Below are 13,740 nucleotides of genomic sequence, written 5' to 3'. Positions count from 1 at the left end.
CCGGCGGGGAGCCCGAAAGACCCGGGGCCGGTGGCCGAGGATAAAACAACTTTTTGGGGGAAGATGGGAGAATACAGCGATGAATCATTACGGCCCGATCATCCGTCACGCGGCGGAAATTCTTCACGGCGGCGACTACAATCCCGATCAGTGGCTCGAAAATCCGAAAATCATCGATCGCGATTTCGAGTTGATGGAGAAGTCCGGCTGCAATACGTTTTCGGTCGGCATTTTCAGCTGGACCGCCCTTGAACCTGCTCCGGGCGAATACCGTTTCGACTGGCTCGACCGGATCATGGACCGCATGGCGGAACACGGCTTTCATGTGATTCTGGCCACGCCGAGCGGCGCGAAACCGGCATGGCTTGCCACGGCGTATCCGGAAGTCTGCCGCGTTGACGCCGACAGGCGCCGCGAACCGTACGGCTCGCGGCACAATCACTGCTGGAGTTCCCCCGTCTACCGTGAAAGGCTCGGCGCGATCAATGCGAAACTGGCGGAACGTTATGCGGATCATCCGGCTCTTTCCGCCTGGCATATTTCGAACGAATATTCCGGCGCCTGTTATTGTGAACGCTGCATCGACCGGTTCCGCGGCTGGCTCAAAGAACGTTACGGCACGCTCGAAAATCTGAACCGCGCCTGGTGCAACGCGTTCTGGAGCCACCTGCATACCGGCTGGAATGAAATCACGCCGTGGGGCGGCTCCGAGTGCAATACGCTCGACTGGCGGCGTTTTACGACGTTTCAATGCTGCGACTTCATGAAATTCGAAGTCGACACGGTGAAGAAATTCACGCCGGACATCCCGGCCACCACCAATATGATGGGTTTCTTTGAAGGGCTCGACTACTGGCGGGTCGCCGAAGTCTGCGATTTCATTTCGGACGACGTTTACCCGCCGTGGGATACCCAGCCGGATATCCGGCTGCTGGCCGCCGAAATTTCGATGCGGCACGATATGCACCGCTCGATGAAGGGCGGCAAGCCGTTCCTGATCATGGAATCCGCTCCGAGCGCGACGAACTGGTGCCCCTGCCATCGGCTGAAGCGGCCGAACCAGCACAGGTTTGAGGAATTGTGTGCGGTCGGCCACGGCGCGGACGGCACGCTCTACTTCCAATGGCGCAAAAGCCGCGGCAACCTTGAGCGGTTCCACGGCGCGGTTGTCGATCACGCCGGCAGCTCCGAAACACGGGTGTTCCGCGACGTGGCCGAGCTCGGCGCGCTTTACCGGAAGTGCCCGGAATTGTGCGGCAGCGGCTATCCGGTCGAAGCCGCGGTCGTGTTCGACTGGGAAAATTACTGGTCTTTCTCAATCAGTTCCGGCCCCGGCGATACCCGGCAGAAAAAATATGTCGAAACCGTTCTGGAGCATTATCGCGCGTTGTGGACGCAGAACGTTCCGCTCGACGTGATTGAAAGTTTGTCGGATTTTTCGAAGTACCGTTTGCTGGTCTGCCCGATGCTGCTTATGCTGAAGCCGGGCGTGGCGGAACGGCTGAAGGCGTTCGTCTCCGGCGGCGGCACGCTGGTCATGACCTGTCTCTCCGGCTGCGAGGATGAGTCGGGGCGCTGCTTCCTCGACGGCTGGCCCGGCGACGGGCTGATGGATCTTTTCGGCATCTGGAACGAGGAGATCGGCGGCATTCCGCCGTTCGACCGCCAGTCGCTCCGGTTCGGCGGCAGGGAGTACGAGGTCGTCGAATACGCCGAGCGGATTCATCCGCGCGGGGCGCAGGTTCTGGCCGAGTACACGAGCGACTTTTATGCGGGCGCTCCCGCCGTGACCGTCAACGCCTCCGGAAACGGGAAGGCGTATTATATCGCGGCCCGGACGCGGGAGGCGTTCCTGGCCGATCTCTATGCAGGAATCATCTCGGAGATCGGAATCAAACCGGTGCTTCCGGCCGGAAACGACGGCATCTGCGGCGCGCTGCGTGTCGGCCGCGGCGGGGAGTGGCTCTTCCTTTATAATTATACCGGCGAGAAGCGCGAAGCCGTGCTTCCGGCCGGAAAATTCACGGTCGTGGGAAGCGGCGCCGCGGCATCCGGGTATCTGATGCTGCCGCCGTACGGGGCCGAAATTCTGAAAAAGTGACGCGGACAGTTGAAATTCGCTCTCTCCGGCCGTATTTTATAGCTGTACTTTTTCAAAACCAAACCAATCAGGTGAAATTATGTATCTCGGACGAATTGTGGCGATCGGCATGACGAAAGAAGGCAAGGCGGCGGCGATGTACCGTGTTTCGTCGCGGTCGTTCCCGAACCGCGAGGCCGTGCTCGGCAATCAGCAGGTGGCGATCATGCCGCGCCCGGGATTCGAGGACGACCTGCGGAAGAATCCGTATATCACCTATAACTGCATCCGGCTGACCGGGGAGTGGGCGGTTGCGACGAACGGTTCCCAGACTGATCCGATCGTCGAAAAGCTGGCGATGGGTTATCCGGCGCGCGATGCGATCGCGCTGCCGCTGCTCGCGATGGATTACGAAAAGGATTCGCTCGATACGCCGCGCATTGTGGCGGTGGTCGGCAGCAAGTGCCGCAAGGGATACCTCGGCATCGTCCGCAGGGATGCGCTGCTGGTGCGCGAATTCGATCTGGTTCCGGGGCAGGTCCGCTACTTGTCCACCTACGAGAAGAACCGTCCCTGCGACGATCAGGTGACCGGTGATTTCGACGGAACCTGTGCGCATTGCGCCGTGAACTACGTGGTGGACGGCGGGATTTTCGCGGATTTCACGAATCCGGTGACGAGTGCGGCGGCAGTGGCGGAGGGCGACGGCTACGAGCTCGCTGTCCGGGTGATCTGACGATTTCGGAAAACACGGGTACACTGTTTCGGGGGGCGGGAGTTCGATTCCGCACCCCCGCTTTTTCCGGCCGGATGATGCCCGAAGCCGGCTTGAGCCGGAGAAAATTGATTCCAGCCGGAGGTTCTCCCGCTGCCCGGGGGGAATGCAATCCCCTGAATTCGGCTGCGGATTCTCCTCTTATCCGGATTCAACGGTGCGGCGTCCGGAAGATGGAGGCCGGTTCATTGAGGAGTGCGAGGGCGCGGTTGGTCAGCACGGTATCGATGCCGTTCCTGACCGCCTGAACCGCTTCGGCATAGTCGTCGGCGTAGAACAGATTGCAGCGAATGCCGGCGGCGTGGGCGCGTTCGGCCGCCTTCGGGGAGAAATTCGTGAAGAACTGAAGCCGCCGGCAGCCGTAGCGGATCGCATTGTCAACCAGCTTCTCCGGATCATTCTGGCCGGCCATGCAGGAGCGTTCCACGCCGGGAGCATAGCGGATCGCGGCTTCGAGCACATCGGATTCGCCGCCGATGTAAGCGGCGCCGCTCAGTCCCCGCTTTTCAAGTTCCCGGCAGACGGTTTGGACCAGACTGCCGCCCGGTCCGGCGGTTTTGAGGTGGATATTCAGGCCGACCCTGCCGCCGGAGAGGTCCAGCACCTCCTCCAGACGCGGAATCCGCAGAAGGCGCCAGGCATCGCCGAAGACGTTCCCGAGGTCGATTCCGGCGATCTCGCGCCAGGTCAGTTCTTCCACCCGGTGCGGCACGCCGGCCACCCGGGCAAGATCCGGATCGTGCGAAACGACCGGTATGCCGTCGGCGGAGGGGAACAGGTCAAACTCGATTTCCTGAGCGCCGGCGGCGATCGCCGCGGCGAAGGCCGGGAGCGTGTTTTCCGGCATCGCACCCGACAGGCCGCGGTGCGCGCAGATTCCGGGAAGGGAACGGTTCATTTGGGATTTTCCTTGATTAAGAGTTTATCTCTGAATAATAAAATTGTCCTTCCCGCATTCAATTCACATCCACTTGACCGCTTCAGACACCGATGTTCTGCGGCACCGGTTCGGCAGTAGGCGTGACTGCGGATTCCAGGCTTCGCCTTATTCCGGGATCAGCTCTGAAGCAGGTCGCGGAAGGCGAGAACGCGGTAGTTTTCGCGTTTCAGGTAACGCATTTCCGATTCAAACAGCTCAGGCGGGGTATCGACCCACGGGTGAAGACGGTCCGGAATGCCGTGATAGACCAGCACCGGGATGCCGCCGGATTGCGCATAGGAAAGAGCGCGCCGGAAATTCGAGTCGTCCGCACCATGAACCGCGACGGCCGGAATGAGGTACGGGTCGTCCCGATCCGGTTCCCACGCCCGGTCCTCGACGGTCCGGGCAAAGCGGAAGCCGAGCTTTTTCAGCAGCGGCGGCGCATAGTCGGCGGCCGGTCCGCCCGGATAACCGAACGCCCTGCTGCGCGGCAGCCCGACATCCCGGAACCGTGCTTCGAGAAGCTCGATCTCCTTTTCGCACGTCTCCGGCGCCATCGCGCTGAGCCCGGCGTGGGTCATGGTGTGATTCGCAATTTCAAAACCGGCTGCGTCGAGCGAACGGATCTGCTCCCAGGTCATATACTGCCGCTTGTTGACTGCGAAGTCGGGCGGGAATTCGCAGATGAAGAATGTTGCGTGGAATCCGAGCTCCAACAGGAGCGGAGCCGCGAAGGCGGCGTGGTTTGAAACTGCGTCATCGAACGTGAGTACGACTGTCTTTCCGGGCGAAATCATAAGCAGGCTCCATGTTTGGCTCCAAATATAGACGGACTGCCGGACAATTTCAAGACCGGATGCGGACATTTCCCGTTTCAGTCTGTTCCGTCATTTCTCCGCCGTTTCTCCGTCATTTTTATAACGTGTTCGGCATCAACATGGGGAAGTTCCGTTCCTTTGGTCGTTCCGCCTGGCTTCCATACTGATTTTTTTCGACCGCCGCTTGAAAAACGGAACCTCGGTGGTATGTTATTCCCTGAAACGACAGAGAGATCAAATCGGGAGACGCTCCATTCTTATGACGGGAAAAATCGGTATGCTGTTCACCGCGGCCGTTCTGCTGGCCGGCGGCTGTGCCACCAATTCACTGGAACGCTCCCTGCCGGGCGAAGAGGGGGTCGATCCGGCGGCGGTTCAGGCGTTCGTCGAAAGCCTCGAACGGAAAATGATGCAGTCGGGCGATACGCTGAACGGCGACCCGAATGCGTTCATGCTGCTGAAGAACGGCAAGGTCATCGCGGAGGGCGCCTGGGCTCCCTGCCGGCTGGATGCGCCGCGGCACGTGTTTTCCATGAGCAAGAGCTTTACGTCGACCGCTGTCGGCTTTGCGGTTCAGGAGAAGCGCCTGACGCTGGAGGACCCCGTCATCAGCTTCTTCCCGGACAAGTTGCCGCTGCAGATTTCCGGGCATCTCGCCGCGATGCGCGTGCGCGACCTGTTGACCATGCAGTCGGGCCACAAGAGCGACCCGATCGGGAAAATGTTCGAGGCGAAGGACCTTGTGCGGGGATTCCTCGGCAGCGAAATCGAATTCAAGCCCGGCACCCATTTCGTCTATAACAACGGTGCGACCTATATGCTTTCGGCGATCATCACGAAGGTGACCGGGGAATCCCTGCGTGATTACCTGACGCCGCGGCTCTTCGAACCGCTCGGCATCGAAAACGTGAAATGGGAGGCGGATGACCGCGGAGTCAACTTCGGCGCCTGGGGGCTCCACCTGACTCCGGAGGACGCGGCGAAATTCGCCCAGTTCTGCCTGAACAAGGGCAGGTGGAACGGGAAACAGCTCCTGAGCGAAGGATGGATCAACCTTGCGACCGCCCCGCAGTGCAACGTGGTCGCCGGCGACGACCGGTCCGACTGGAATCAGGGGTACGGCTTTCAGTTCTGGCGCTGCCGGAACGGCGCGTTCCGCGCCGACGGTTTCCTCGGCCAGTATGCGGTGGTGATGGAGGACGAAGATGCTGTGCTGATCATGTTCAACTCTTCGAACCGCCTGCAGCCTGCGCTCGACACGGTCTGGGAGACGCTTCTGCCGGCCCTGCGCGGCGAACCGGTCCGCCCGGAACGGAAAACGACTGACGCTTCGCTGCGGACCTTTCTCGCCGGGCTGACTCTGTCATTCCCGGAAAAGACGGTGGAGCCGAAACTGTTCAGGCCCGGCGGCAAGGTTTCGGTGTCGCTGCCGGACGACAATCCGTTCCATGCGGAAAAACTCCTGCTTGAGCATGACGGGAAACAGCTTCGCGCCACCCTCAACGGCTACCCGATGAATTTCGGAATCGGGAGCTGGGCGGAGAATCCGGCCGTTCCGGGGGCGGCGGACGGCGAGCGCTCCTATCCGATCGAAGGGCCGCTTTTCGGCCGGGCGTTTCAGCAGGGCGCTGATGAATGGCTGCTGGTCACGGTTTCTCCGAATTCCGCCATCCAGAACTTTTTCCGCTTCCGGTTCGACGGCGGAACGGTCGCGCTCGAGGGGCGGTTCAATTTCGATGAGACTCCGGTCGAAACCACCGGGAAAATCGATTGAGCCGGTTGGAACGATGGAACCGGAGACGGAGAAACGGGAAATTTCCGGCCGCGGATCGGCGGCGGCCCTGATTCTTGCTCTGGCTGCGTTGCTGGGCGGCCCCGGACTGTTCTGGCTGCAGTCGTCATGGGCGAACTCCCCGGACGATCCGGTCGAACCGGTTTACGGACCGGAGGAAACCGCCCGGATGGAACTCGCCCGGATCGGAGACGATGCGACGGACGGCAAACCGGCCGGTATCGCCCGGCTCGCCGGCTATCTGATCCGGAACGGGGACCGCACCGCCGCCGAGAGCTGGCTCCGGCACGGGGCGGCCCAGCTCAAAGGCCCTTCGCTCATGCTGATGTACGGTGATTTCCTGCGCGGCGAGGAAGGCCGTTCCGGCCTGCTGCGGGCCGATTTCTGGTATGCCCGGGCGGAAGAAGCCGGCCGGGAGAGTGCGGACGGCACGGCCGGGCTGGAACAGTTCCGGCAGGCCGTGCGGGAACGCCGGCAGGCTGTCCGGGCGGAGTTGGAAAAATGAATCTGAAAGCTGTCACCCCGCTCGGCGCCGCTCTCATCGTCACATTCGGCTGCTCGCTTGCGCTGCTGCTTGAAAACCTCTACCTCTTCGGATACCATCTGGATCTGGAAAGCGCGGCTTTTCTTGGAAACTATCTGGCGGACCGCTCTTTACCCGAACTTGTCTTCGATCCGGCGCGCAACGACTGGAAGCTGTACCAGGCGAGGGAGCTCAGCTATTTCTTCGATTGTCTTGACGCCCGGTTCATCGGCTGGTCGATCCGGCACGGCTGGTGCCAGTTTTACACGCTCAGCGGTTTTCTGATGCTGACGGCTGCCGTTTTCGTCCAGCAGTACGGCATCCGTACGCTGTATCCGAAACTGCCGGGGTGGATTGCGACGTTGTTTTCATTCGCCTATGTGCTGACGCCGTGCGTTGCCGGCAACGGCTTTTTCCGCTCTTCAAAATACGGCTGCGCGCTGACTTTCACCATTGCGGTGTTCCTGACGTTCGCGCTGTTCCGGGGTCGGTTCCGCCGCTGGAAGTGGAAGGTCGCCGGAATCGCCGCCGTACTGCTCGGGGCGACGCTGTTCGACCGGCAGGGGGCGTTTTTCGCGGCAGCCTACGCTTCGGCCGCCGGTTTCTTTCTGCTGCTGACGCTCTGGAACCGATTTCCGCCGCTCTCCGCCGATGCGCGGCGGATTCTGTGCTCGGTGACGGCGGCTGCGCTTGCAGTGGTGCTGACCGGGACATTTTATAATCTTGCGATCGGTCCGAAGCTGATTTACGCCTGCAACGGCTACGTGCCGGATTTCAGTTATCAGAATATGAGCGGCCTGCCGCCGGAAGTTCTGCCGTTCGGGGGACGTTTCCTGTTTCGCAACATCGGTTACTCTCTGGCAGGCGTGACCGGCTTTGCATCGACACTGGCCGGGAGCGCGGCGGCCGCCGCGTTGCTTGCGCTGCTGTTCTTCGGGGGGCTGAAGCTGCGAAACCGCACGATTCTGCTTGCCGCCGCCGCATTCGCTGCCGCTCTCGCCGGATGCTGGGTCGCGGCGGCAGGCATGGTGGGGCGGCATCCGGCAGTGCTGGTTCCGGCGGTCATGTTCAGCCTCTATTTCCTGCCGGGATGGTCGCTGCTGCTGCCGTTTTTCGCGCCTGCGGCGGAGACGGTGCGGAAACTCGGATGGAAGGTCAACCCGGTCGGCTTCGTGCTGACCGTCACTGCGGCGGTCCACCTGGGCGGCTATCTGCTGCTGCACCGTGTCAACCCGGTGATCGAGCACCAGCGGGCGTACCAGGAGGCGATGCCGGCTTTCCGGCGGGCGCTCGCCGACCCCGGATACGACTGGAGGCACGACCGCCTGCCGGTGCGCCTCCAGTTTCTGATCGAGCTGTTCCGCTCTCAGCCGAAGTGATGTGCCGTCACTTTCCGGCCGGAACGAGATCGCCGTATTCCGCCGGTTTCTTGCCGTTGAAGATACCGCTTGCCCAGTGAGCCAGCCCGATCCGGTTCTTTCCGTCCGATTCGTTGACGATGAGCGAGAACCGCAGGTCGTCCCCCGGTTTCGGCACGAGCGGGTAGAGCTCCGAGATGCTCATTTCGACCAGATAGCGGGTCTTTTGGCCGGGGAGCGTTTCGACCTTCGCCTTGCCGTATTTGACCGTTGTGTTCGGAGTGGTCCATTCGGTCGGCAGGTCGCCGACCAGCGTCGGGTTGGCGGACTTGAAGAGCTCGTCCCCCTTGGCGGTTTTCGATGCGAGGAATTCGACCCGGCTGTCCGCATACCCGTCGCCGACGGCGTCGAACGCGAATTCGATCCCGTCGCCCTGCCACATATTGCCGCCTGCGCCGGGCTGGTGGAAGAGGTCGTCCTGCGTCTCCACCACGAGCTGCAGCCTGTCGCCGAAGAGCGCTGCGGCGAAGCGGGCGTCCTTGCGGAACGGTTCGAAGCCCGGCATGGTGTGGATCTTGAAACCGCGGTTGTTCCAGCGGACGTTCTTTGCGATGAGTTTGCCGTTATCGTCGAAGAGCGGCTTGTCGCCGTAAACGCCCCTGACCTTGTGTTCGAGTTCGAGCTTCGGGCGGTCGGCGCGCAGCACATCCGGACGATCCTGCCACTCCGGCGGGATTGTGACGTTCGACGCAAAGTACATTGTATGCGGCCGCAGCGTCATCGAACCGGGCTCTTTCACCGGGCGGCCTTCCCAGCTTTGAACGTTCGCTTCCGCAAAGACCGGGGCCAGCTCGGGCGCGAGCTTTTCATCCCTGTCCGTCTCCTGCCAGACGACGAGAAGCGGACCGTAATCGCTCGTGAAAGCTGCGGCCTTCTGGTTGCCGAACCGGTAGGTCCCGGTGATTCCGATCTTTCCGGCCAGCGCCCGGTCGAACGTCGCCATGACTACTGCGCCGAGCACGGGCTGGAAGTAGGGGCGGCGGCGGAAGATGCCGGAGCAGTGATTCAGCGGGGCTCCCCCTTCGGTGTGCAGCTTCAGCGTTTCGCGTTCGACGAGGTTGAAGGGTTCGAAGAACGCGATCTGTTCGGCTCCCTGCCGGACCATGCTGAAGAAGTCGAGCATCATGCGGACTGTCCGCTGGTTTTCATTCAGCTTGTAGGCCGCGTCCGTGTAGCGGATCAGGCTCGCATGCCACTCGGAGCTGACCCACGGATGCGGCTCGCTGCCGTATTTGCGGTCGAGCGCATGGAACGGCGCGATGGACTGTCCATGCCCGTGCATTGCGAAATAGTCGAAATACGGTCCGGCGCCGAGCTTCATGATCGCTTCGTAAAACGGCAGATAGCGCAGCGCCATGCCGCCGATCCAGACCTTCGATTCCGGCTGGAGCTTCTTGATCGTCTGGTAGGCGGATTTGAGCAGCATGACGTAATTCTCCGGCGTGTCGTGCCAGTAGCAGGAGTAGTTGCGCAGATGCGGCTCGTTCCAGACCTCCCACGTGTCGACGCGGTCGCCGTAGCGTTTGACGAGCTGCCCGACGAAGTTGGTCCAGTCGTTCACATCTTTGGCCGCATAGGCGTTGTAGGCCCAGACGTGGACGACGTAGCGCGTGTCGTCCGGCGTGTTCGACGCCCATCGCGGCGTGCCGTAGAAACAGATCACCGGCTTGATTCCGGCTTTCACGCACTTGTCGACGAGACGGTCGAGCCCCGCCCAGTCGAACTTTCCCTTCTCCGGCTCGATTTCGAACCAGGTCACGTGGAAACGGGCGAAATCCGCACCGGCGCGCCGGATCAGCTCGACTTCGGTTTCGCCGCGGGTGCTGTTCGGGGAGTAGCCGACCTGATAGCCGAATACCGGCGGTGTGGCCGTACCGTCGCTGCGGCGCGGCGGAATGACTGCGAACGCCTGCCGCTTCTGCTCGTAAAGGCCGATCCGGTTGTCCATGGCCCGCTCCATATACTCTTCTCCAAGTGAAATGGAGCCGTTCGGCGTCTTCGCCTCGAATTCGACGTAATAGAGTCCCGGCTCCTTCGGCTCGTATTTCCAGCCGTTCTTTTCGAATTCGGCGGCGCTGACGGTCACGGTGTCGAGCAGCTCGTTCTGCTCGTTCGTGACCTTGCCGGTGACCGAAAGCGCATCTGGCGGCATGACGCCTTCTGGCTTGAATACGACCGGCTGCCCGGGCGTGAACCAGTTTGCGAACTCACTGCCGCGGACTTTGGCGAAGGTTCCGGCCGTGACCGGCAGCTTGATCCGGACGAGCCCGAAAAAGAGCTTCCCGGCCGGTGTGCCGCCGCCGCGCTTTACGGCGAGCGTAACCCGGAACGATTCGGCGTCGGCCGGAAACGCGGAGGCCGGCAGTTCGTGTTTCGCGGTGTTCCAGCCGGCATTCTTCTTCACCGGCAGGAGGTATTCGACCGGCTTCGGCAGCGGTTTGCCGTCCTTGTCGTAGAAGGTGATGCGGCAAACCGGCTCCCCGCCGGAGAAATCGTCGGACGGACGATACTGCACGAGGATGTTCCACGGCCGCAGCGGACGGTAAACCGGCGTCGCCGCATTGCTCCAGCCGACCTCGCCTTTGGCCGGCACCGGCACGGCGAGCGAGTGGAACTGCGGGGAAACCAGCGTGAACTCCTTCGTGATGCCGCCGCAGTCCGCATCCGGTTCCGTTCCGGAGCGGAACCGCGTCCAGCCGGCCGGGACCGTGGCGGAAAACACGTTGTTGCGGAATTCTCCCTTGCGGAAATATTCGTCCACCACCATCGTGTCGGGCTTTTTCGCCGGAGCCATGAGCCGGTAGTTGCGGATCTCGAAAAATCCGGTCTGCTGCCAGACCAGGAAGTCGAGCGTCAGCTTGCTGCAGCCGTCCGGCATCCGGTAAGAGCGGGTGAAGCTCTCCCATTTGTCCGGGTTGAGCTGCGTCATCGGCAGCAGGTCGATGCGCTTGACGCTGCTCTCCGGAAAATTCATCATGACCAGAAACTTCACATTGCCGCGCGCTTCGAACGAGACCGTGAACTCATCGCCCGGAGCGATTTCGACTTTATTGCCCGCGTTCAGCGCCGCCGGACCGTCCGCAGTGAGCGCCTCGACCCGTATCGAGCCGTCCGCAGTGCGGTTTGCCTTCGCATTGCCCCAGGCGACGCCCAGATCGGCCTGCTTCACCGTTTCGACCAGCTTTGCTCCGGAGGCGCTGAAAAGCAGTCCGAGGCAGCAGGCCGACGCCAACATCGATTTTCCGAACAGATTTCTCATTTACCGAACCACATATAACTTGCATACGCACCGCTGGAAAGATCGATCTGGCCCGCCTGGGTGCTTGAGGCGTGGCCGTCGAGGTAACACATATTCAGGATCGAGCCGCCGTTATGGCGCGGCTGTTCGTCGCCCTCGGCGAAGGAGAGGGCGCCGGTATTGGCCCGGAGCCGGGCGCCGGGACTCAGCAGCGCCGCCATGCCGCCGCGCTGGAGAATCGGATGGATGTAACTGTTGTAGGAGCCGTTGTCCCCGATGTACAGGATTTCGCTCGGGCGCCGGAAGGAAGTCAGTTTCCGCTGGATGACCGTACTGACATCCCAGGCGTTGGTCAGCTGCATATGGAGATTCACACTGTAGGAAAAGGCATAGATGTTGTGATCCTTCGGATAGTTGCTCGACGGACAGCGGAAAACGGTTCCTCCCTCGAAGGTCTTCAGGATAATCTCGTTTCCGGTCAGGTCCTGTCCCTGTCCGGTGTACCGCCAGAGCAGCGGCAGCCAGGTGCTTTCGTTGTCGGTGAGGCCGTTGTTGCCGTTGGCCCGCACGGTGTAGTCGTCATTGTCGCCGGAGTACATGGCGGCATAGGTTCCGAGCTGCTTGACGTTGTTCATGCACTGGACCGTTCTGGCCCGTTCGCGGGCCTGCTGAAGCGCCGGGAGCAGCATGGCGGCGAGGATGGCGATGATCGCGATAACCACCAGAAGCTCGATCAACGTGAAACGACGACTTTTCATGATTCCTCCTTTGCACCACAATATCGTTGAAAATAGCGGGAACGGACGACGACCTGCCTTGAAACTCCTTTGCTGTTTGCTGAATCCCATCTCCGGCTGACAAGCGGATATACGTTTGATCACAGCTATAATTATATTCAGCGGAGAGGGTTTGGCTTGGATTTTTTGATTCGGATGATTGATTTTGCGAAGAAAAATCAATCCAGTCCAAAGAATTTATAAAGAAAAACGGCCGGGACGTTTTATTCCGGCCGACAAATGCCGAATGGGGAAATCACGTCGTACGCAAGTTTCCTGAAGTGAGATTTACCGGGAAAAGCCCGCCTTCGGCGCAAGCGGATGCTTCCGGCGGCCGGAGGTTCCGCACCTTCGGAATCCGCCGGGCCATAGGTCCTGAAAATCGCGCACGGCCGTCCGTCCGTTATTGCAGAAGCTTGCACACACGGTATGAAATCCGCTATTTCCAATTGCGCTGGCGGGCGGCTTCGTAGAGCAGGATCGTGGTTGCGGTGGCGACGTTCAGGGAGTCGATTTTTCCGAGCATCGGAATGCGGACCGGCAGATCGGAGTGCTCCATCCAGAGTTCGGTAAGCCCGGTCTGTTCAGTGCCGACCACAATCGCGACCGCCTGGGTCATATCGACGTCGGTGTAGAGGTTCTCGGTGTGAGGCGTCGCCGCGAGCGTCTTGATCCCGTGCGATTTCAGCCAGTCGTACGCCTCCTGGTTTTCCGCCTCCGCCAGCGGTACGGAAAAGAGGGCGCCGGTGCTGGCCCGGATCACATTCGGATTATAGAGGTCCGTGCATTTGTTGCAGATGATGAGCCCGTCGACCCCGGCAGCGTCGGCGCTGCGCAGGATCGAACCGAGATTCCCGGGTTTTTCGACCGCTTCGGCCACCAGGTAAAGGCCGTTTTCGACCACCGGCAGGTCGGCCAGCGTATGGCGTTTCATTTTTGCGACCGCGATCAGCCCTTCCGGGCGTTCGCGGTACGCCATCTTCTCGAGCAGCTGCGGCGCGACCTCCACGACCCGGACTCCCTCCGAAGCGAGCGTCTCCAGCAGCGGAAATTCGTTTTCGCCGAGAAAATGGGACGGGGAAAAGAAACACTCCAGCAGCTCCATGCCGTACTCCCGGGCGCGGGTCAGTTCACGGTAGCCTTCGAGAACGGTCAGCTGCTCCTTTTCACGCGGACGGCGGTCCCGAAGCTTGATGACGTGTTTGACGGCGTCGTTCTGCGCACTTGTGATCTTGACGAATTCCATGGGCTTTTCTTAAAAATCGTGATTGTTTCAGATGACGGATAAAATAGCATCCGAAGCTGTTTTTTTCCATGATCCGCCGGAAAAAATGACGGGATTTTCCATACGGTTCCCGATCGTCCGGGACCGAATTGCATTTCTTCGGAAAAAATCGT

At 61.0% G+C, this 13,740-nt stretch carries 10 protein-coding genes; 5 read left to right on the top strand and 5 right to left on the bottom strand.

The genetic code is table 11. The annotated features are described in order from the left end of the window. Positions 1–79 precede the first annotated feature (79 nt). A complete protein-coding gene (locus tag FYJ85_RS16005; protein ID WP_206213242.1) occupies positions 80–2,101 on the top strand; it encodes a beta-galactosidase in 2,022 nt (673 codons plus the stop codon). A gap of 79 nt (positions 2,102–2,180) precedes the next feature. Then, positions 2,181–2,816: an IMP cyclohydrolase gene (locus FYJ85_RS16000; protein WP_106054091.1), complete on the top strand. Its 636-nt coding sequence runs from the start codon at positions 2,181–2,183 to the stop codon at positions 2,814–2,816. A 190-nt stretch (positions 2,817–3,006) separates the two neighbouring features. Here the strand turns inward: FYJ85_RS16000 and FYJ85_RS15995 are convergent, their stop codons facing one another. Then, entirely contained in the window at positions 3,007–3,753 is a 747-nt protein-coding gene (locus FYJ85_RS15995) for a glycerophosphodiester phosphodiesterase (RefSeq protein WP_154419489.1), read from the bottom strand. A gap of 158 nt (positions 3,754–3,911) precedes the next feature. After that, entirely contained in the window at positions 3,912–4,574 is a 663-nt protein-coding gene (locus FYJ85_RS15990; RefSeq protein WP_206213241.1) for a polysaccharide deacetylase family protein, read from the bottom strand. Between the two features lie 280 nt (positions 4,575–4,854). On the opposite strand from FYJ85_RS15990, the gene FYJ85_RS15985 reads away from it, so the two are divergent. The 3 genes from FYJ85_RS15985 to FYJ85_RS15975 are packed head-to-tail and all read left to right on the top strand — an operon-like array spanning position 4,855 to position 8,289. Beyond that, positions 4,855–6,369, top strand: coding sequence for a serine hydrolase domain-containing protein (locus FYJ85_RS15985; RefSeq protein WP_154419487.1), 1,515 nt, complete (start codon positions 4,855–4,857; stop codon positions 6,367–6,369). A gap of 13 nt (positions 6,370–6,382) precedes the next feature. Further along, the gene (locus FYJ85_RS15980; protein ID WP_154419486.1) at positions 6,383–6,892 is read left to right on the top strand and encodes a hypothetical protein; all 510 of its coding nucleotides are present in this window, start codon (positions 6,383–6,385) and stop codon (positions 6,890–6,892) included. Continuing rightward, on the top strand, positions 6,889–8,289 hold the full coding sequence (locus FYJ85_RS15975; RefSeq protein ID WP_154419485.1) for a hypothetical protein: 1,401 nt from the start codon (positions 6,889–6,891) through the stop codon (positions 8,287–8,289). Before FYJ85_RS15980 ends, FYJ85_RS15975 begins: the two co-directional genes overlap by 4 nt. Before the next feature lie 7 nt (positions 8,290–8,296). Here FYJ85_RS15975 and FYJ85_RS15970 read toward each other — a convergent pair whose 3' ends face one another. The 3 genes from FYJ85_RS15970 to FYJ85_RS15960 all read right to left on the bottom strand — a co-directional run bounded on the left by FYJ85_RS15970 (position 8,297) and on the right by FYJ85_RS15960 (position 13,588). Then, on the bottom strand, positions 8,297–11,587 hold the full coding sequence (locus tag FYJ85_RS15970; protein WP_154419484.1) for a family 1 glycosylhydrolase: 3,291 nt from the start codon (positions 11,585–11,587) through the stop codon (positions 8,297–8,299). Then, complete coding sequence (locus tag FYJ85_RS24205) at positions 11,584–12,324, bottom strand: type II secretion system protein (protein WP_206213240.1); 741 nt, start codon at positions 12,322–12,324, stop codon at positions 11,584–11,586. The genes FYJ85_RS15970 and FYJ85_RS24205 overlap by 4 nt, the downstream gene beginning before the upstream one ends. Before the next feature lie 457 nt (positions 12,325–12,781). Further along, positions 12,782–13,588, bottom strand: a complete 807-nt coding sequence (locus FYJ85_RS15960; protein ID WP_106054099.1) for a TrmH family RNA methyltransferase — start codon at positions 13,586–13,588, stop codon at positions 12,782–12,784. Positions 13,589–13,740: the final 152 nt, after the last annotated feature.

The sequence above is a fragment of the Victivallis lenta genome (genome assembly GCF_009695545.1).
Classification (GTDB): domain Bacteria; phylum Verrucomicrobiota; class Lentisphaeria; order Victivallales; family Victivallaceae; genus Victivallis; species Victivallis lenta.
This window is presented reverse-complemented; position numbering and strand designations above follow the sequence as displayed.